The sequence below is a fragment of the Acinetobacter sp. OYA S30 genome (assembly GCF_033599315.1).
GTDB lineage: Bacteria > Pseudomonadota > Gammaproteobacteria > Pseudomonadales > Moraxellaceae > Acinetobacter > Acinetobacter baumannii.
Genome location: NZ_JAWVAV010000023.1, coordinates 1 through 18,860, shown reverse-complemented (window position 1 = coordinate 18,860; position 18,860 = coordinate 1). Strand labels below are relative to the sequence as shown.

18 protein-coding genes and 4 tRNA genes are annotated in these 18,860 nt (G+C 39.4%); 20 read left to right on the top strand and 2 right to left on the bottom strand.

Annotation, left to right across the window (positions count from 1 at the left end):
- Positions 1-37: 37 nt before the first annotated feature.
- Together R5R67_RS12210 and phoU are read left to right on the top strand one after the other, a co-directional pair.
- Complete coding sequence (locus R5R67_RS12210) at positions 38-1,369, top strand: TolC family outer membrane protein (RefSeq protein WP_000959169.1); 1,332 nt, start codon at positions 38-40, stop codon at positions 1,367-1,369.
- Between the two features lie 107 nt (positions 1,370-1,476).
- Positions 1,477-2,199: a phosphate signaling complex protein PhoU gene (gene phoU, locus R5R67_RS12205; protein WP_000075183.1), complete on the top strand. Its 723-nt coding sequence runs from the start codon at positions 1,477-1,479 to the stop codon at positions 2,197-2,199.
- 314 nt (positions 2,200-2,513) lie between these two features.
- On the opposite strand, the gene R5R67_RS12200 is transcribed toward phoU, so the two are convergent.
- On the bottom strand, positions 2,514-2,783 hold the full coding sequence (locus tag R5R67_RS12200; RefSeq protein ID WP_000089996.1) for an oxidative damage protection protein: 270 nt from the start codon (positions 2,781-2,783) through the stop codon (positions 2,514-2,516).
- 9 nt (positions 2,784-2,792) lie between these two features.
- A complete protein-coding gene (gene argH, locus R5R67_RS12195; protein WP_000213740.1) occupies positions 2,793-4,226 on the bottom strand; it encodes an argininosuccinate lyase in 1,434 nt (477 codons plus the stop codon).
- Between argH and R5R67_RS12190 the strand changes: the two genes are divergently transcribed.
- The 18 genes from R5R67_RS12190 to R5R67_RS12105 all read left to right on the top strand — a co-directional run bounded on the left by R5R67_RS12190 (position 4,217) and on the right by R5R67_RS12105 (position 18,710).
- Complete coding sequence (locus R5R67_RS12190) at positions 4,217-5,356, top strand: sensor histidine kinase (RefSeq protein ID WP_135013327.1); 1,140 nt, start codon at positions 4,217-4,219, stop codon at positions 5,354-5,356. The two genes, argH and R5R67_RS12190, sit on opposite strands and share 10 nt — an antisense overlap.
- Positions 5,357-5,416: 60 nt before the next feature.
- Entirely contained in the window at positions 5,417-6,157 is a 741-nt protein-coding gene (locus R5R67_RS12185) for a LytR/AlgR family response regulator transcription factor (protein ID WP_135013325.1), read from the top strand.
- Positions 6,158-6,257: 100 nt separating this feature from the next.
- Positions 6,258-7,175: a hydroxymethylbilane synthase gene (gene hemC / locus R5R67_RS12180; protein WP_002159654.1), complete on the top strand. Its 918-nt coding sequence runs from the start codon at positions 6,258-6,260 to the stop codon at positions 7,173-7,175.
- 4 nt (positions 7,176-7,179) lie between these two features.
- On the top strand, positions 7,180-7,947 hold the full coding sequence (locus R5R67_RS12175; protein WP_000897416.1) for a uroporphyrinogen-III synthase: 768 nt from the start codon (positions 7,180-7,182) through the stop codon (positions 7,945-7,947).
- Positions 7,948-7,955: 8 nt separating this feature from the next.
- Positions 7,956-8,795, top strand: coding sequence for a hypothetical protein (locus tag R5R67_RS12170; protein ID WP_001230194.1), 840 nt, complete (start codon positions 7,956-7,958; stop codon positions 8,793-8,795).
- 9 nt (positions 8,796-8,804) lie between these two features.
- Entirely contained in the window at positions 8,805-9,998 is a 1,194-nt protein-coding gene (locus tag R5R67_RS12165) for a heme biosynthesis protein HemY (RefSeq protein WP_181951916.1), read from the top strand.
- A 7-nt stretch (positions 9,999-10,005) separates the two neighbouring features.
- The gene (locus tag R5R67_RS12160) at positions 10,006-10,446 is read left to right on the top strand and encodes an acyl-CoA thioesterase (RefSeq protein WP_000661569.1); all 441 of its coding nucleotides are present in this window, start codon (positions 10,006-10,008) and stop codon (positions 10,444-10,446) included.
- A gap of 194 nt (positions 10,447-10,640) precedes the next feature.
- Complete coding sequence (locus R5R67_RS12155) at positions 10,641-10,967, top strand: H-NS family nucleoid-associated regulatory protein (RefSeq protein ID WP_000801427.1); 327 nt, start codon at positions 10,641-10,643, stop codon at positions 10,965-10,967.
- Positions 10,968-11,297: 330 nt separating this feature from the next.
- Positions 11,298-12,041, top strand: a complete 744-nt coding sequence (gene gspN / locus R5R67_RS12150) for a type II secretion system protein N (RefSeq protein ID WP_000730345.1) — start codon at positions 11,298-11,300, stop codon at positions 12,039-12,041.
- A complete protein-coding gene (locus tag R5R67_RS12145; protein ID WP_000870031.1) occupies positions 12,041-12,877 on the top strand; it encodes a type II secretion system protein N in 837 nt (278 codons plus the stop codon). Before gspN ends, R5R67_RS12145 begins: the two co-directional genes overlap by 1 nt.
- Before the next feature lie 41 nt (positions 12,878-12,918).
- Positions 12,919-15,189, top strand: coding sequence for a type II secretion system secretin GspD (gspD, locus tag R5R67_RS12140; protein ID WP_001196431.1), 2,271 nt, complete (start codon positions 12,919-12,921; stop codon positions 15,187-15,189).
- Positions 15,190-15,229: 40 nt separating this feature from the next.
- Positions 15,230-15,859 carry an FHA domain-containing protein gene (locus tag R5R67_RS12135; protein ID WP_000219965.1) on the top strand — a complete coding sequence of 210 codons (630 nt, stop codon included), beginning with the start codon at positions 15,230-15,232 and terminating at the stop codon, positions 15,857-15,859.
- Positions 15,860-15,924: 65 nt separating this feature from the next.
- A complete protein-coding gene (locus R5R67_RS12130) occupies positions 15,925-16,593 on the top strand; it encodes a phosphoglycolate phosphatase (protein ID WP_000109463.1) in 669 nt (222 codons plus the stop codon).
- A 108-nt stretch (positions 16,594-16,701) separates the two neighbouring features.
- Complete coding sequence (trpE, locus tag R5R67_RS12125; RefSeq protein WP_000209083.1) at positions 16,702-18,195, top strand: anthranilate synthase component I; 1,494 nt, start codon at positions 16,702-16,704, stop codon at positions 18,193-18,195.
- A 98-nt stretch (positions 18,196-18,293) separates the two neighbouring features.
- Positions 18,294-18,369: transfer RNA gene (locus tag R5R67_RS12120), tRNA-Thr, on the top strand.
- Between the two features lie 56 nt (positions 18,370-18,425).
- Positions 18,426-18,509: transfer RNA gene (locus tag R5R67_RS12115), tRNA-Tyr, on the top strand.
- A 37-nt stretch (positions 18,510-18,546) separates the two neighbouring features.
- A tRNA-Gly gene (locus tag R5R67_RS12110) sits at positions 18,547-18,622 on the top strand.
- 13 nt (positions 18,623-18,635) lie between these two features.
- Positions 18,636-18,710, top strand: a tRNA-Thr gene (locus tag R5R67_RS12105).
- Positions 18,711-18,860: the final 150 nt, after the last annotated feature.

Below are 18,860 nucleotides of genomic sequence, written 5' to 3'. Positions count from 1 at the left end.
AGTTTTATCGTTGATTTAAACAATGAAAATAAAATTAATGCTTGTTGCTGGTTTATGGAGTTTTACATCGTCGAGTTTTGCTCTAGATTTAGTTGAAACTTATGAGCGCGCAAAACTAAATGATCCGACGTGGCAAGCGAATCAACAACAGTTTGAAGCAGATCAGCTTAATTTAGGCTTAGCAACAGGCGCTTTACTACCAACAGTTACATTATCTGGAAATATTACCCGTAATCGACAAACGGTAAAGCGTTCAAATTTTCCTGGTGTTGATCAGGAAGGACTTTCCGATGCTTTGGTAAGTAATACATCGACTACCAAACAAGCAACTTTATCTGCCCGTCAGCCTCTTTTTCGTATGGATGCATGGGAAGGTTATAAACAGGTTAAAACTTCGGTTGCTCTTAGTGAAATTACTTTAAAACTGCAAAAACAAGATCATGTTTTAAATGTAGCTGAAGCCTATTTTAATGTACTGCGTCAACAGGCACTTACCGCTGCATATTTACAAGAAGAAAAAGCTTTGCTTGAACAGCTCAATATGATGAACGCCAAGCTTAAAGAAGGGTTGGTAGCACGTAGTGATGTGAGTGAAGCAAATGCCCAGTATCAAAATGCCAGAGCCAACCGTATTGCTACCAATGTGCAGCTTCTATTGGCTCAAGAGCAACTATCTGAATATATTGGTCCTTATCAAGATAGGCTTGCTGTATTGAGAAGTGATTTTATCTTTCAAAAACCTTATCCGGCACAGCTCGATGAGTGGTTAGGATTAGCCCAACAGCAAAATTTAAAGATTCAACAAGCACGTTTACAAAAGCGATATGCTGAAGATCAACGTCGTGTGGAAAAAGCTGCACTTTATCCACAGATAGATGCAGTGGCGAGTTATGGCTATACCAAACAAACGCCAGAAACGCTGATTTCGACTGATGGGAAGTTTGATCAGGTCGGGGTAGAAATGAACTGGAACTTATTTAATGGAGGCCGGACACGAACTTCTATTAAAAAAGCCAGTGTGGAGTTAAATAAAGCGCAAGCCCAACTTGATGCGGCCATTCGCCGTGCCAATGTCGATGTGAAAAGTGCTTTTATGCAGGTAGATACCGACCGAGCAAAACTTGAAGCAAGAAAGGCGGCAATGGACTCTTCAGCACTTGTTTCTCAAGCTTCAAAAGCAAGTTATAACGAAGGCTTAAAAAGTATGGTCGATGTTTTATTGGCGCAGCGTAATGCTTTTTCAGCAAAACAGGATTATCTTAATGCTCAGTATGACTATTTATTAAATGTATTACGTTTAAAAGCGGCTGTAGGTCAGCTAGGAGAAAAAGATCTAGTTGAATTAAATAGCTGGTTAACGTATCAATAATAAAAAATGCTTTTATCTGAAATTTAATTTTGTCATAAAAATTTAATGATTGATGTGTTTTAATGCTCAATCATTTTATCCCTGCGCCATCATGTTGGAGGCTTCCCTTGAGTCCGAGTAATCCAGTGTTAAGCCATCATATTTCTTCTCAATTTAATGAAGATTTGCAAGATGTGAACACAAAGTTTATGACCATGGGTGGCTTGGTCGAACAACAGGTTGCCAATGCAATTCATTCTTTGCTTGATACAGATGCGAACTTAGCAATTGATGTTCAATTTAAAGATAATGCAGTCAATCAATATGAACGTGATATTGATGAAGGGCTGACGCTGATTTTGGCACGTCGTCATCCGGCAGCAATTGACTTGCGTATGGTAATTGCCATGAGTAAAGCCAATACTGACCTAGAGCGTATTGGGGATGAAGCTGCAAAAATTGCCCGTATTGCGCAAAATCTATGTGAAGAGGGCGGTTCTCCTCGTGGCTATATGGAAACACGTCATATTGGTAACCAAGTACGAGTCATGATTCATGACGCACTTGATGCTTTTGCACGTTTAGATGCAGATCAAGCATTACGTGTACTTTTAGCTGATGCTGACATCGACCGTGAATATCAGTCGGCAACGCGTACTTTAATGACTTATATGATTGAAGACCCGCGTCATATTGCTCGTGTGATTAATGTCATGTGGGTTTTACGTTCTTTAGAGCGTATTGGTGACCACGCTCGTAATATTGCTGAACAAGTCATTTACATGGCAAAAGGCTTTGATGCACGCCATACCAAAATTGAAGAAATTGAAGCAAAAGTACACGAAAAGTAATATGTGAGCTGAGATATTTAAAGGCCTTGTTTGAAACAAGGCTTTTTATTTTTTTTAAATAATAGATAAAAAAATATCCCGAACTTTGGGGGGAAGTTCAGGACAGAAAATCAAGTGCATTAAGAGAAAACACGACAGGGATCGTGTCTTACTTGCTATGAATTGATATTAAAGTTTCAGCCATTTCATGTCATGTAGAGTCCTGTGCGCTCTATGTAAGGCTTTATATGTTTGTGTAAGTTTCACGTAAAAAAAGGCAGGTCTATGTATATAAACCTGCCTTTTTAAAAAATGATGGGCTTGGAATAAACCTGTTATTCTGGTTTCCAGCCTTCCGCTTTTTCAACGCTCTCATCATTATTGAAGAACTTCTCACGTTGCTCTTCAAGGAATTTTTTCGCTTCTGGTTCAAACACGTTTAAACGCTTTTCATTAATTAGCGTAGTTTGGTGCTGTAACCATTCTTGCCATGCTTGCTTAGAAACATTTTCAAAAAATTCCTGACCTTTAGCACCCGGAAATGGAGCAAAGTCTAATCCTTCCATTTCCTTTTGGTATTTACGGCAAAATACTTGTCGACTCATTTTGTATCCTTAAGCGTATAACTGTTCTAGACGTTTATGGGCACGTGCAATCGCAGCTTCAACCTGTTTTGGTGAAGTTCCGCCAATATGATCACGTGCATTTACCGAAGCTTCTAGTGTCAAAGCTTTATCAAATACATCTGCTGTAATTAGGTCAGAGAATTGTTGTAATTGCTCAAGTGTTAACTCAGATAAATCTTTTTCTTCAGCAACACCTAATGCAACAGCTTTACCTACAATTTCATGTGCATCACGGAACGCAACGCCTTTTTTCACTAAATAGTCAGCAAGGTCAGTTGCTGTAGAGAATCCGCGAAGAGCAGCTTCACGCATGATTTCAACATTTGGAACCAATGCAGGGATCATGTCAGCAAACGCCATGAGTGAACCACGAACGGTATCAATGGCATCAAATAAAGGTTCTTTATCTTCTTGGTTGTCTTTGTTGTAAGCCAGTGGTTGACCTTTCATAAGCGTAAGTAAGCTAATTAAGTCACCAAATACGCGGCCAGATTTACCACGGATGAGTTCTGGAACATCAGGGTTTTTCTTCTGCGGCATGATTGAAGAACCAGTACAGAAGCGATCAGGAATATTTACGAATTTAAACTGTGCAGAAGTCCAAAGAATAAGTTCTTCAGACATACGCGATAAATGCATCATGATTAAAGATGCTGCTGCATTAAATTCGATAGCAAAATCACGGTCAGATACAGCATCAAGAGAGTTTTCAGATACAGCTTCAAAGCCTAGTAACTCTGCTGTATAAGCACGATCAATCGGGTAAGTTGTACCAGCGAGAGCCGCAGACCCAAGTGGCATACGGTTAACACGCTTACGGCAGTCTTGAAGACGTTCAGTATCACGAACTAACATTTCAAACCATGCCAACAAGTGATGGCCGAAAGTTACCGGTTGAGCTGTTTGTAAGTGTGTAAAGCCAGGCATAATAGTATTTACATTTTTGGCAGCCAAGCCCAACAAACCTTTTTGTAAACGCTCTAATAAGCCTAAAATGTCGTCAATTTCGTCGCGGAGATAAAGACGGATATCAGTTGCAACTTGGTCGTTACGGCTACGACCAGTGTGAAGTTTTTTACCTGTAATACCGATACGTTGAGTCAAACGTGATTCAATGTTCATGTGAACATCTTCAAGATCGATACGCCATTCAAAAGTTCCAGCTTCAATTTCTGCACGAATGGTGCTTAAACCTTCAATAATGTCGTCTCGTTCTGCTTCTGTCAGTACGCCAACTTTCGCAAGCATGGTAGCATGCGCAATAGAACCAGCGATGTCTTGCTTATAAAAACGCTGGTCAAATTGAACAGAGGCGGTAAATTCGGCTACAAAAGCATCCGTCGCTTCAGAAAAACGACCACCCCACATACCTGAGGTTTGGTTTGGGGCTGCTGAATTAGGGGGATTTGAAGATGTGGTCATGGTGGCTCAGTAAAATAAAAAAGAGTATATCACTTGCCGAAGCTCAACAAACAAAGTTGTTTTCTACAGCATATCGAAATCAAAATTCCTCCTATTTTTTTACGAAAATTGATCGTTGGCAACATTTATTAGAATTAATTATCGCAAGTAATGTTTTAGCTCTGGTTTTAGCTTTGGCTGAAGCACAGTCTTGGCATGCATTAAACGGCTCACGTCTTTTACAATACATCGTTTTTATTAACTGGGTGATTTTGTCTTTTTTTGCCTTGGTTGAACATTTTCAGGATTTTTTTAGTCAGCTACAGCAAAAATATGCTTTGGTAATTGGCTTTGTTATGCTGCAAGCGATAGTTGTGGTAACCACCATAATAAGCAATTTTTTTGAGTTCGGAGTTTTGAAAAAAACATCTGTTATAGCGCAGGACTGGAGCATTTATTTTACCAATGTCCTTTTATATTTAAGTTATGGAATATTATTAGGGGCCTTTTGTCTGCGTTATTTATATGTTCGAGAACAATGGTTACACCAACAATATGCAGAATTAAATGCCCGTATTCAGGCAATGCAGGCTCGCATTCATCCTCATTTTTTATTTAATAGTCTAAATAATGTGGTGAGTTTAATAACGATAGATCCAGATAAAGCAGAAAGTATGTTAATTAGCCTGTCACGACTGTTTCGGGCGAGTTTTCAAGAATTAAAATTAGTGAGCTTGCATGAAGAAATTGAGCTTAGTAAGCAATATTTAATGATTGAGCAAATACGTTTGGGCGAGCGTTTAAAAGTCGAATGGAAAGTGGAAATTGAACCTTTGCAATTAAAACAGGTCACTATTCCTTTATTGACATTACAACCTTTATTAGAGAATAGTATTTTTCATGGGGTAGAGCCAATGATGGGTAAAGCAACCATTGGGGTATTGGTTGAAATATTGCAAAATCAGGTCAGTATAGTCATTACCAACCCTTATACACACGATACAATAAATTCACGGAAAGGGCATGGAATCGCTCTTGAAAATGTTAAACAGCGCTTAAAAGCGTATTATGGGAATTCAGTGAGATTCCAGGTATATAAGGGTGAGGCTTTATATACCACTCTTATGAGCTATCAATACCAATCAAAATAATAAGTCAGTCAGAGTTAACCATAAAAAAATGGACCAAGTTAACGGTGACAAGGAGGATGAATGAAGGTGCTAATTTGTGATGACGAACCACTTGCAGTGGAACGATTGTCACGTTTAGTTTCAAAGATGGGACATGAGGTTGTCGCAACAGCTCATCATGGCCAAGATGCCTTGGAACAGGCACGGCTTCATCACCCAGATGTGATTTTACTTGATATCCAGATGCCGGGTATGAATGGTCTCGTCTGTGCGGAGCAATTAAGCCAACTTAATCTTCGACCTGCCATAGTGTTTTGCACAGCTTATGATCAGCATGCATTGGAGGCATTTAAGTCACAAGCACAAGCTTATCTTCTTAAGCCCATTGATCCTCAAGAGCTGGAGCAGACATTTAAGCAATTAACCCAGCTAACGCAAGCGCAGCTCAGCGCTTTGCCTAAACCTGAGCTTTTACAGGATTTAAAAACACAACGTCATCAAATTGCTGCTAAAACCTATCGTGGGGTTGAGCTAATTCCTGTTGAAAATATCTATTACTTTTTAGCAGATCAGAAATATGTCACGGTACGTCATAAAAATGGCAGCGTATTGATTGACGAAACACTTAAAGAACTTGAAACTGAGTTCGCAGATCAGTTCATCCGTATTCACCGTAATGCATTGGTCTCGATTGCTTATTTAGATGGTTTAGAGCTAGTAAGTTCGGACCAATATCAGGTTCGCTTACGTGGCTTAGATGAAAGACTTTCCGTAAGCCGCCGTCATTTATCTACCCTTAGAGAACGGATACACCAACTTTAACCTGTATTCATCTTATTTTTGCTTGTGAGATTTTACTTGCAATTTTAAGGGATCAAGTTAAGTTTAGGGTGTATTGTTTGACCAGCCTATGCTTGAATTTATGAAAACCTTGAAAATTGCTACACGACAAAGCCCACTTGCTCTTTGGCAGGCAGAACATATTCGTGCCCGTTTACAGGAGCTTCACCCAGATTTAACGGTGGAGTTGGTTAAGTTTGTCACGCAAGGCGATAAAATTTTAGATACACCTTTAGCAAAAATTGGTGGCAAAGGGTTGTTCGTTAAAGAATTGGAAGCAGCACTTTTAGATGGTCGTGCGGACCTTGCTGTACATTCAATGAAAGATGTTCCGATGGCATTACCAGAAGGTTTAACTTTGGCCGTAATTTGCGAACGTGAAGATCCGTTAGATGCTTTTGTTTCGAATCAATTTGAAAAATTTGCTGATTTGCCGCAAGGAGCAAAAGTTGGCACCTCAAGTTTACGTCGTAAATCACAAATTTTAAAACAACGTCCAGATCTACAAATTATTGATTTACGTGGTAATGTCGGTACCCGCTTAGCGAAGCTAGACGATGGTCAATATGATGCTATTATCTTGGCGAGTGCTGGTTTAAAACGTTTAGGATTGGCAGAACGCATTCGCCACTGTATCGAGCCAAGTGTAAGTTTGCCTGCGGTGGGACAGGGCGCTCTTGGTTTGGAATGCCGTGCAGATGACCAAGAAGTGTTGGCTTTAATTCAGCCACTTCTACACCCAGAGACAGATGTATGTGTACGTGCTGAGCGAGCGTTCAATGCCTATCTTGAAGGTGGTTGTCAGGTGCCGATTGCAGGTTATGCAACACTCCAAGATGGAAAAATTCATATTGAAGGCCGTGTAGGTAGTGTTGATGGGCAAACATTATTACGGGCTGAGCTTACAGATGAAGCGAATAATGCTCAGCAATTAGGTGAAAACCTTGCTCGGAACTTACTTGATCAAGGCGCTGGTGATTTATTAAAGGCCCTCTACTAACGCTATGTTGTTTATTAATACCCGACCTGACTCGCGTGCGGCTGAATTAACTCATGCTTTGCAGAATAAGGGGTTTCAGGTCGAGTCTTTACCTCTTTTAGAACTGGTTGCTCAACCTTTTTCAGAATCACTCTCTCAACTCTATCAGCAGTTAACTGGCGCACAAGCGATTGTAGTGGTTAGTCCCACTGCTGTTGATGTGGGGATGCAGTATTTAGCACAAAGTGGTTTAAAAATAGATGAGCTAAAACATATTCAATGGATTGCGGTGGGACAGGCGACGGCTAATCGTCTTCACGACTATGGGATTGAAGCGCATGTTCCTGAGGTTGAAACTTCCGAGGGGATGCTTAACTTACCTCTCCTTCATTGTATGAAAAAATCAGGTAGTGTGGCTTTTTGGAGAGGTGAAGGCGGCCGTCAATTTATGATGGAAACTTTGCAACAGCAAGGAATTCAGATTTTAAATTTTGTTCTATATCGCCGGCAGTGCCCGCAAGCTTCATATTCGACATTCAAACATCTGACACAGAATTCAAATTATAATTTAGATAAATGGCTCGTCTTAATTACCAGTGAGGCGAGCTGGAAATACTGGTTAGAGCTTTGTTTAAAAAATAAGGCACAACCTGATTGCGTATATTTAGTTTTAGGACCACGCCTTTTTCAACTTGTTAAAGACTATCGCGATCAGCAACAAGCTCATTTTCACATTATTCAACTTGAAAATTTATCGCCTTCGGGGATGATTCATCACATTCAGGCATTATAAGGATTCGTATGAGAAAACTTGTTTCTATCATCATTTTGCTGGGCATCGCTTGGGTGGCTAAGCTCAGCTACGATATGTGGCAAATTTCTCGTACCGTCCCTGAACTTCAGCAAAACTTGCTGCAATCTGAACAGCAATATGCCAATTTGAATGATCAATTGGTTGCTTTGCAAAGACAAATTCAAAATCAACCAAGTCATAATTCTAAAACAACGCCTTTAGCAACGACTGAAATTGTTCAAACCGGAATTGCACCGACCGTATTAATTAAACAAAAATTAGAGTTAATCCAATTTGCAATTGACCAACAGCAATTTATTTATGCTGTAGATCATCTAACCCAACTACAGCAAACCCTACCACAATATGGAATTGCTCCTGCATTACAACACAGCTTAAATCAGGCTCTTGAGCAAGATAAGCAGGCTATTCAACAGTTTGTACTTGCTCAAAATCAGCGACATCAACTCATTGATGATTTACTCCAGAATATTGATAAAAATATTCAGCAAGCCTTAAAACAGCCTAAATTTGAGATGGACCAATCCGAGGCTGTGTCATGGTGGAAAAAATGGTTCCGTATTGAGAAAGTAGAAACGCCGTCTATTAATTTAATGAACCGAAGTGTAGTGCTTAAAGAAGTGCAATTAAGGCTGTTAATTGCTGAGCAAGCTTTAAACCAAGGAAAAATGGCTGAATATCAAAATGAGTTGCAGACAGTAATGCAAAAACTAAATGAATTACCCGATGCGACTAGCCAACAACTCAAAACCCGTATTGCTAAAGTGGCACATTTATCTGTAGTGCCTGTTCCTAAATTATCGACACTTGGTCTAATCGGCTCATAAGGAGGACATATGAAGCATCTCCTGTGGGTTTACTTTTTAATTAGCTTAGCCCTTTTCGCAGCCTTGGCTTTATTTAGTTATGGCTATGGTATGGGTTATGTCTATATTTACTGGCGGCAATTGCAATTGCAAACAAATGTATGGGGATTAGTCCTTACGTTTGTTGTGATGAGCTTTATTGCTCAGGTGATATGGCTCTGGATTAAGCGTTATTCTTCTCGGGAACAAAGAAAGAGAGAGAATATTTTTCAGTTTAAAAATCTTCATCCATATGAACAATTAGGTATTGTCTGGTTATTAGAGGCTGCTGAAGATCAACGGGTATTTATCGAACGTGTTTTTACTCAATCAGGCCTTCTAAAAAATATTATTGATGCCAAATTTCTAGTTTTAAGTGGAGATTACCAAAAAGCTTTAGAGGCCTTGGATCAATCCCCACCAATGGCTTTTGAGTTAGCAGAATTACAGCGTATTGAAATATTCTTGGCACAAAACGAAGCTGAACGTGCCTTAACCCATCTTGAGTTTTTATATCAGCATCAGTTATCGCCATGGCTTGAAGAGATTGAGACAGCATATCAACAACGTTTAACGGCGCTTTGGGGCCAGCTTGCTTTACAACAACCATGGGTATACTTGCGTTCTATGAAATATGGTTTGTTGGACGCTGAACATCGTGATTTATGGTTACAACAATTACTTCAACAGTTTGATCAAGCTTCAATTGATGATTTACAAGCACTGCAACAGCGCTATCTGGATTTAGAGTCAGAAATTCAAACCAGACCTTATAGCAGTAAATTGTTATGGTTAAAACTTTTGGCCCGTATGCCAGAAATGAGTATTCAGCATGAAGCATTAACCTTGCATTTACTCAAAGAGCAATTCGATCCGGACGTATTTTACTTATGGTTTCAGCAACAATTGCTTAAGCAGGTTCCTGACTATGCCGATGTCGAAGAAAAGATTAATCAATTTGAATCTCAATATATGAATTTGCCAGTTTTAACATTTGCAAAATGGCATGTTTACATGGCAACAGGTCGTCACGCTGAAGCAGAAATATTATTAAGTTTATATCCAGATAATATTTTAATGAGCTATTTACGTATTAAATCAACCTTAAAAGAAGATGATGAGTTAATCAAACAGTTAAACCTAATCTTTGAAAATGATGCGAATTTTTTAAAATTTAAAATCTGAGGTAAAAATGAAAGAACTGTCTGTCTACCCTGTAATATACGACCAGAAAGTAGCATGGGGAGATATGGATGCTTTTGGTCATGTCAATAATGTGCAATATTATAGATATATTGAAAGCTCACGTATTTTATATATGGAAAATGTAAATATATTGACTCCAAATATATATACTGTTGTTGCTTCAAGTCAGTGCAAATATTTAAAACCTGTGTTTTATCCAGATGTATTGAAAGTAGGGGTTCGTGTAGAAGAGCTACGTAAGAGCGCGTTCCGTATGGCTTATATATTATGGAGTGAATCTCAGCAGCAAATCGTTGCTACAGGTGAAGCAGTTATGGTTTGTGTGAATAAAATGACAGGATTAAAATGTGAAATACCAAGTGAAGTAAAAAGTAAAATTATTGAATTAGAAAAATCAGTTGGGCATGATTTAATACATTTAGCTTAAATAAATATTAAGAAAATATATTACAATTATAATTACTAATGTAATTAAAAAGTAAATTTATAGCGTTATTCTGATGAACTTGACTTTCAAACTATTGCTTATTGAATAGATTATAAATACTATTGGTTATGATTTAATGTTTTTAAATTTTGTCTGTATTATTTGAATTGTCAGTAAGACTGGAGTATTTATTAATGAAACCGGATATTAGTGAATTATCTGTTGAAGAGTTAAAACGCTTACAAGAAGAAGCAGAAGCTTTAATTGCAAGCAAAAAAGATCAAGCAATCGAAGATGCTTATAATCAAATTATCGAAATTGCTGAAAATGTAGGTTTTAGTGTTGAACAGCTTCTAGAATTTGGCGCTCAAAAACGTAAGAAAACAACACGTAAATCTGTAGAACCACGTTACCGTAACAAAAACAATGCTGAAGAGACTTGGACTGGTCGCGGTAAACAACCACGTTGGTTAGTTGCTGAAATTGAAAAAGGTGCAAAACTTGAAGATTTCTTAATCTAATTGTATTGCCTCTTAAAAAGCCAAGCGATTCTGCTTGGCTTTTTTATTTTTAAAAGAATTAAAAAAATTTATTTTAAATATGAATATTCAATAAGGTGCTTGAATTCCTAATTAAGAGCATTGTTGAGACTAAATTTTCATTTAGCAAGATCAATCGTAAATTTCATGATTTTGTCATACGTTCAACTTATAGTCTTTAGCGAGACGCCAAGCCCGATTGCTTGGTTTTTTTATATGAAGTGAATTGGCGATGTTGAAAAAGTATGCATAATGTCAGACTAGAGAGGAACTCTCATATAAGGATGATAATTTGCATGTTGGTAAGGCTGAATGAAGAAAAAGTCTAAGCAATGGAAGTGGTGGTTTTTTGCCCTCATTGCATTTTTAATTTTTATTATTTTACAAATTCCGGCGACTTGGCTTATCTCTAAATTTTCAAAGAATAATCAAACTGTCCATAATGTAAGTGGCAATATCTGGCAGGGGCAGGCAGACTGGCACCGTGGAGCGTTACGAGGCACTATCCACTGGAAAACGAGACCGCTAGACTTACTTTTATTACGCTTTGCTGCAGATGTTGATATTCATAGTGGTAATACGCAATTAACGGGGATTATGGCGTATGGTTTTGGAAAAAAAGTTATTGTAAGGGATATGAATGGCCAGATTGCTCCAGAAACACTGAAGCAAGTTGTAAATTGGCAATGGCCTGTAAATAGTATTCAACTTAAAGATATCCAATTTAATTATAAAAAAGAGCAAGGCTTTGCGGCAGTTGATGGGCAATTGCATTGGGGTGGTGGAGCGCTCATTTATAATATTGGTGATCGTCAAGATCGTATGAATATGCCTTCTTTAAGTGGGCAGTTGACTGACCAGAACGGACAACTACAAGTGGACATCCGTGATCAGCGTAATCAAAAAATGGCCAATCTTTTACTAGATGCCAATATGATGCTGGATGTTCAGCTCACACAGCGTTTATTACTCAATGTTCCATCATATGACGGTAAAGCTGGTTTGGATACTTTTGTCATTAGTTCTCGCCAACCATTATTACAAGGTGGTAACTAATGAAAGTATGGATTGATAAATTACAGCAATTGCAATGGCAAAAATTAGATCGACTGAGTGTAGTGGTCCTTGCCATTTTAATTTTATGGTTATGCTGGAAACTCGCTTCATTTTTTTGGTTGGTGATTGCGCCTCCTCAACTGATGCAATTTGATCGGGTAGAACTCGGTTCTCAACAACCACAAATACCAAATATTAGTACTTTTTCACTTTTTAACGAACCTTCTGCCAATGCGGCTCAAGAAAGCGTGAATTTAGAATTGCAGGGTGTAATGGTCGGCTATCCAAACCGGTTTTCCTCTGCTGTTATTAAAATTGATAATACTGCTGAGCGTTATCGAGTTGGTGAAACCATTGGTTCAACTTCTTACCAATTGGCAGAGGTGTATTGGGATCATGTTGTGTTGAGTCAAGGAAATGGCAGTACCCGTGAACTTCAGTTCAAAGGTTTGCCAAATGGTTTATATCAACCAATGACTCCGGATGCTTCACAACAAAGTGCTACACCATCTCAACCTACAGAGCCTATGAATACGGCCCAACAGGCATTGGGACAAGCGATCCAGCAGATGCAAGGTAACCGAGAGCAATACCTCCGAGATATGGGGGTAAGTGGTAACTCAGGTGAAGGCTATGAAGTTACAGAACGTACACCGACTGCACTTAGAAATAAGTTAGGTTTAAGGCCTGGCGATCGAATTGTCTCTTTGAATGGTCAAACGGTTGGGCAAGGGCAAACAGATGTGCAATTACTTGAGCAGGCTCGTCGAGCAGGGCAAGTAAAAATAGAAATAAAACGTGGTGATCAAGTGATGACCATACAACAAAATTTTTAGTGATAACACGTCACCATAAGAGTTAGGAAATATCGCGAGTTATGGCTTTATTGAATCATCAACGTCCACTTTGGGCATTACTTGCAGCAGCCCCATTGATTGCGACAGTAAGTAGCAGTGCCTATGCCCAAACATGGAAGATCAATTTACGTGATGCTGACTTAACTGCCTTTATTAATGAAGTTGCAGACATTACAGGAAAGAACTTCGCTGTAGATCCGAGAGTACGTGGTAATGTCACGGTTATTTCTAATAAGCCATTAAATAAAGATGAAGTTTATGATCTATTTCTTGGGGTCTTAAATGTAAACGGGGTGGTTGCAATTCCTTCTGGTAATACCATTAAGCTTGTACCGGATAGCAATGTTAAAAACTCGGGAATTCCTTATGATTCTAGAAATAGGGTCCGTGGTGATCAAATCGTTACACGTGTGATTTGGCTGGAAAATACTAATCCAAATGACTTAATTCCAGCACTCCGTCCCTTAATGCCGCAATTTGCACATATGGCGGCAATTGCAGGAACCAATGCACTTATTGTTTCTGATAGAGCTGCGAATATTTATCAACTTGAAAATATTATTCGTAACTTGGATGGAACTGGGCAAAATGATATTGAAGCGATCACGCTTCAGTCGAGCCAAGCAGAAGAAATTATTACCCAGCTTGAAGCGATGAGCGCAACAGGCGCATCTAAAGATTTTAGTGGTGCCCGTATTCGTATTATTGCTGATAATCGGACAAACCGTATTTTAATAAAAGGTGATCCGCAAACACGTAAACGTATTCGTCATATGATTGAGATGCTGGATGTACCTTCGGCAGATCGTTTAGGTGGCTTAAAAGTTTTCCGTTTGAAGTATGCCAGTGCTAAAAACTTGTCTGAAATTTTGCAAGGCTTAGTCACAGGACAGGCAGTATCTTCATCGAATAATAGTAATAATTCATCTAACTCATCGAATCCGATTAATAGTTTAATTGGTAATAACCAGAATTCTGGTTCAAATACATCGGGTTCAAGTGGTACCTCAATTTCAACTCCTGCAATTAACCTAAACGGTAATTCGAACAGTAGTAATCAGAACAATATCACCAGCTTTAATCAAAACGGTGTGAGTATTATTGCAGATAATGCTCAGAACTCATTGGTAGTTAAAGCTGATCCCCAATTAATGCGTGAAATTGAGTCTGCGATTCAGCAACTTGACGTTCGCCGTCAACAAGTACTCATCGAAGCTGCAATTATTGAAGTCTCTGGTAAAGATGCGGATCAGTTAGGGGTGCAATGGGCTCTTGGTGATATTAATAGTGGTATAGGCTTGATTAACTTTACAAATGCGGGTTCAAGTTTAGCTTCGCTGGCAGCTGGCTATTTAACAGGAGGAGCTGCTGGTTTGGGAAGCGCAATTGGTGCTGGTAGCTCAATCGCATTAGGAAAATATAAAGAAGGTGCAGATGGTTCTCGTCAACTTTATGGAGCCCTAATCCAAGCTTTAAAAGAGAATACAGCTTCTAATTTATTGTCTACTCCCTCTATTGTGACTATGGATAATGAGGAGGCTTATATTGTTGTAGGTCAAAACGTTCCATTTGTAACAGGTTCGGTCACTACCAATAGTACAGGTATCAATCCCTATACAACTGTGGAGCGTAAAGATGTCGGTGTAACATTAAAAGTCATTCCTCATATTGGTGAGAATGGTACAGTTCGCCTTGAAATTGAACAGGAAGTTTCAAATGTTCAAGCAAGTAAAGGACAAGCTGCGGACTTAATTACTAATAAACGTGCTATTAAAACGGCTGTATTAGCCGAACATGGCCAAACAGTAGTTTTAGGTGGTTTGGTTTCAGATGACGTTGAGTTTAACCGTCAGGGCATTCCTGGCTTAAGTAGTATTCCTTATTTAGGACGTTTATTCCGCTCAGATACTCGAAGCAATACTAAACGTAACCTTCTCGTTTTTATTCACCCAACAATTGTGGGCGATGCAAATGATGTACGCCGTTTATCTCAGCAGCGCTATAATCAACTTTATAGCTTGCAATTGGCTATGGATAAAAATGGCAACTTTGCAAAATTACCTGAGCAAGTTGATGATATTTATAACCAAAAAATGACCCCGCCGAGTATTGCCTCTAAGCCAAAAAATTACCAACAGGTTCCATCAGGTGGTAAAAGTTCGACCATAACTACGCCGGTAGCTGTAGAACCTACCGTCCAAAAGCAAACACTACAGTTGCCTGATCCTGAAATTAATCGTACTAAAAATACAGTAACAACAACGACACTGCGTCCAAGCACAGCGCCGTAGTAGCATGTTATGATTAATAAAAAATGAATAGGACATAGGCATGACTTGGAAATTACAAGCAATTACTGGTGAATTTACTGGCCAAGAAATTAATGTTGATCGTGATATGTTGGTGGGACGTCATCAAGATGCCGATTTATTACTACAGGCTGCTGAAATTTCACGACGCCATGCAGCATTGCTGTTAAAAGATCAAGCGCTATGGGTGCAAGACCTTAATTCATCGAATGGTACGTTTGTGAACGATATTCGTATTGAGCAAGAAAAACAGTTGCATGATGGTGATATTGTTCAATTCGCAAGTTTAAAATTTTCAGTTTTCGCCCCTGCACAAGAAAATACTGATTTACCTGAAATAGAGGTGGAGCCAGTACAAACTGCACCGATACAAGATTTAAGCGATCAAGGTATGCCAAGTATTGCGGAGCGTGCAGCAGAAACTGAAGTGAGTCGTGATGGAATGCCTCAGCGAGTTTCTGTGCCAAAACCCGCACCGATTCCTGAAGGGGTGGATATTCATGCTCAGCCAGAACAAACTCCTGTTGCTATTGAGGAGCCAATTTCTCGGGTTACTGAAGAGAAAGAGCAGCAGAAGAATGCATCTATTGGTCTAGTGACCATTATTATTTTAGTGATTTTAGCTGTATTGGCGTGGTTATTCTTTAAATAATTCGTTGGTGCTTTTACAATCAAGGCATGCTAAACGCATGCCTTTTTAATTTTGAGTAGAAGAAAATGTCTGTTGCACAACTAAGTAAGCGCGATTTAATTTTATTTGACCTAGATGGAACGTTGGTTGACTCCGCTGCCGATTTATATCGGTCTATGAACTTAAGTCTGCAATCACTCAGTTGGCCATTGGTAACAGAAGCACAAATACGGGAATGGGTAGGTAAAGGGGCTTCAAAACTTTGTGAAAGTGTTCTGCTTCATATATTTGGAAAATTAGATGTTGAACAACATAAAGTTTTATTACAGAAATTTGTAGAGGTATATGGTGCGGAGCTGTGTGTGAATACTCAAATTTACCCAGGCGTACCTGAGTTTTTAAAACATTGCCAAACTTTGAATATTAAAATGGCATGTGTGACTAATAAGCCTGTCAAACTTGCTCAAGGGTTACTGGATGCGCTAGAGCTTTCTTCTTATTTTCAAGTTGTACTTGGAGGAGATAGCTTACCTGAAAGAAAGCCGCACCCACTACCATTATTGCATTGCATGGAAAGCCTAAAAATATCTGCTTCACAATCATTAATGATTGGCGACTCAAGTAATGATATTGAAGCTGCACGCCGTGCTGGAATTGATTGTATTGTGGTTAGCTATGGCTATAATCATGGAGAGAATATCTATGATTGCCAACCTCAGCAAGTTGTTGATAGTCTTGCTGAGTTAATTGTCTAATGAAGAAAATGGAGATAAGAATGAATAAGCGTATGGTTTTTCGATGGCGTGTCTAAACCGAATCTAGAAAAACACACTTTTAAATCGAAACCATATTAGAGAAGATTCATGACAACATTAGCGCAATTCGAGCAACTTAAGGCTGCTGGTTACAATACCATTCCTGTTTATCGTCAACGTTTAGCGGATACAGAAACCCCATTATCTGTTTTTGCTCGTTTTAAGGATCAAACACAGGCTTACTTATTTGAGTCTGTTGAAGGGGGCGAAAACTGGGCGCGCTACTCTATGATTGGTTTAGGCGAATCAACAGTTTTTTCCTGTAACGCTGGCGTTTTATCTATACAACATGCTGACGGATCAGTAACACAGCAAAATTGTCTAGACCCATTCCAATATATCCGTGAATTCCAAAAACAATTTAAAGTTCCTGCGGCTAAACTCTTACCGGACTTACCAAGCTTTACGGGCGGTTTGGTGGGTTATTTGGGCTATGATGCTGTCCGCTATATCGAGCCACGTTTAAAGAATGTACCTGCGGCTGATCCGATTGCGCTACCAGATTTATGGTTGATGCTCTCAAAGACAGTCATTGTTTTTGACAATCTTAAAGATACGCTATTTTTAATTGTGCATGCGGATACAGAGCAGAGTAATGCTTATGAAGACGCTCAGCAAAAATTAGATCAATTAGAACAGTTGTTGGCGACTCCAGTTAGTTTGCAAGCGCGACCACATACGCCTCCGCATTTTGAATCAATTACTGGTAAAGCAAAATTCTTAGAGACGGTAGAGAAGGTTAAAGAGTATATCCGTGCAGGCGATGTGATGCAGGTTGTACCTGGGCAGCGTATGGTTTCTGATTTTGATGGAGAAGCTTTACAGGTTTACCGTGCATTACGTCATTTAAATCCATCACCTTATCTATTCTTGGTTCAAGGGCAAACGATTACTGATAAAAAACCATTTCATATTGTTGGCTCATCACCGGAAATTTTATCTCGTTTAGAAAATGGTATTGCTACAGTTCGACCTTTGGCAGGAACTAGACCGCGCGGTAAAACTAAAGAAGAAGATATAGCATTAGAAAAAGATTTGCTGTCTGATGAAAAGGAGATTGCTGAACATTTAATGCTGATTGATCTTGGGCGAAATGATGTAGGGCGCGTATCGAAGATAGGTAAAGTCCAAGTCACGGATCAAATGGTGATTGAGCGCTATTCACATGTCATGCATATTGTTTCAAATGTACAAGGTGAAGTGCGTGATGATATTGATGCACTTGATGTATTTAAAGCCACCTTTCCGGCAGGAACGTTATCAGGTGCCCCAAAAATTCGCGCAATGGAAATTATTGATGAAGTAGAGCCTGTGAAAAGGGGAGTTTTTGGCGGGGCTGTTGGTTATTTGGGATGGCATGGTGAAATGGATATGTCGATTGCAATCCGTACTTGTGTTATCCGTGACAAAAAGGTGTATGTACAGGCTGGTGCAGGGCTAGTTGCTGACTCAAATCCGGAATCTGAGTGGAATGAAACCCAAATAAAAGCTCGCGCAGTGATCAAAGCGGTTGAATTATCGTCAAACGGATTGATTTTATAAGTTTTTAGCGGTTTTTTTAAAAAAACCGCTTGCATCGTTTGGAAGTTTTGCTAAACTGCACACCGTTCCGATACGAAACGTACGAAACACTAAGAAGCGCCGGCATAGCTCAGTTGGTAGAGCAACTGACTTGTAATCAGTAGGTCCACAGTTCGAATCCGTGTGCCGGCACCATTTTAAAGTGTTAAGTTAATTGAGTAAAGAACGGCACTGTAGATAAGTGCGATATTGGTGAGATTCCCGAGCGGCCAAAGGGGGCAGACTGTAACTCTGTTGCGAAAGCTTCGAAGGTTCGAATCCTTCTCTCACCACCATCTCTAAACTTCGAGTGAAGTGGTTATTACCAACGTTGCGGGAGTAGCTCAGTTGGTAGAGCGGCAGCCTTCCAAGCTGCATGTCGCGAGTTCGATCCTCGTCTCCCGCTCCATCGAAGGATAGTCGCTCTTATAGCTCAGTGGTAGAGCACTCCCTTGGTAAGGGAGAGGTCTCGAGTTCAAATCTCGATAAGAGCTCCAGATATTAAAGTTTAATGTGGATTTCCACAAAGATTTCAAAAAGCAGGCTATATAGTCTGCTTTTCAAGTATTAGGTGTCTAGTTTTTTTAGGCGATATGTCGATAAACTGAGTTAGCTCAGCGCCATTTGTAGGTGGTTCGACGTAAACG

Bases quoted from the DNA above. Each gene is read 5' to 3' on its own strand.
- R5R67_RS12175 (WP_000897416.1), top strand. From the start codon at position 7,180: ATGTTGTTTATTAATACCCGACCTGACTCGCGTGCGGCTGAATTAACT.
- gspN (WP_000730345.1), top strand. From the start codon at position 11,298: ATGAAGAAAAAGTCTAAGCAATGGAAGTGGTGGTTTTTTGCCCTCATT.
- R5R67_RS12185 (WP_135013325.1), top strand. From the start codon at position 5,417: ATGAAGGTGCTAATTTGTGATGACGAACCACTTGCAGTGGAACGATTG.
- R5R67_RS12145 (WP_000870031.1), top strand. From the start codon at position 12,041: ATGAAAGTATGGATTGATAAATTACAGCAATTGCAATGGCAAAAATTA.
- R5R67_RS12170 (WP_001230194.1), top strand. From the start codon at position 7,956: ATGAGAAAACTTGTTTCTATCATCATTTTGCTGGGCATCGCTTGGGTG.
- R5R67_RS12155 (WP_000801427.1), top strand. From the start codon at position 10,641: ATGAAACCGGATATTAGTGAATTATCTGTTGAAGAGTTAAAACGCTTA.
- R5R67_RS12200 (WP_000089996.1), bottom strand. From the start codon at position 2,783: ATGAGTCGACAAGTATTTTGCCGTAAATACCAAAAGGAAATGGAAGGA.
- argH (WP_000213740.1), bottom strand. From the start codon at position 4,226: ATGACCACATCTTCAAATCCCCCTAATTCAGCAGCCCCAAACCAAACC.
- R5R67_RS12165 (WP_181951916.1), top strand. From the start codon at position 8,805: ATGAAGCATCTCCTGTGGGTTTACTTTTTAATTAGCTTAGCCCTTTTC.
- R5R67_RS12210 (WP_000959169.1), top strand. From the start codon at position 38: ATGCTTGTTGCTGGTTTATGGAGTTTTACATCGTCGAGTTTTGCTCTA.
- hemC (WP_002159654.1), top strand. From the start codon at position 6,258: ATGAAAACCTTGAAAATTGCTACACGACAAAGCCCACTTGCTCTTTGG.
- gspD (WP_001196431.1), top strand. From the start codon at position 12,919: ATGGCTTTATTGAATCATCAACGTCCACTTTGGGCATTACTTGCAGCA.
- R5R67_RS12135 (WP_000219965.1), top strand. From the start codon at position 15,230: ATGACTTGGAAATTACAAGCAATTACTGGTGAATTTACTGGCCAAGAA.
- R5R67_RS12130 (WP_000109463.1), top strand. From the start codon at position 15,925: ATGTCTGTTGCACAACTAAGTAAGCGCGATTTAATTTTATTTGACCTA.
- trpE (WP_000209083.1), top strand. From the start codon at position 16,702: ATGACAACATTAGCGCAATTCGAGCAACTTAAGGCTGCTGGTTACAAT.
- R5R67_RS12190 (WP_135013327.1), top strand. From the start codon at position 4,217: ATGTGGTCATGGTGGCTCAGTAAAATAAAAAAGAGTATATCACTTGCC.
- R5R67_RS12160 (WP_000661569.1), top strand. From the start codon at position 10,006: ATGAAAGAACTGTCTGTCTACCCTGTAATATACGACCAGAAAGTAGCA.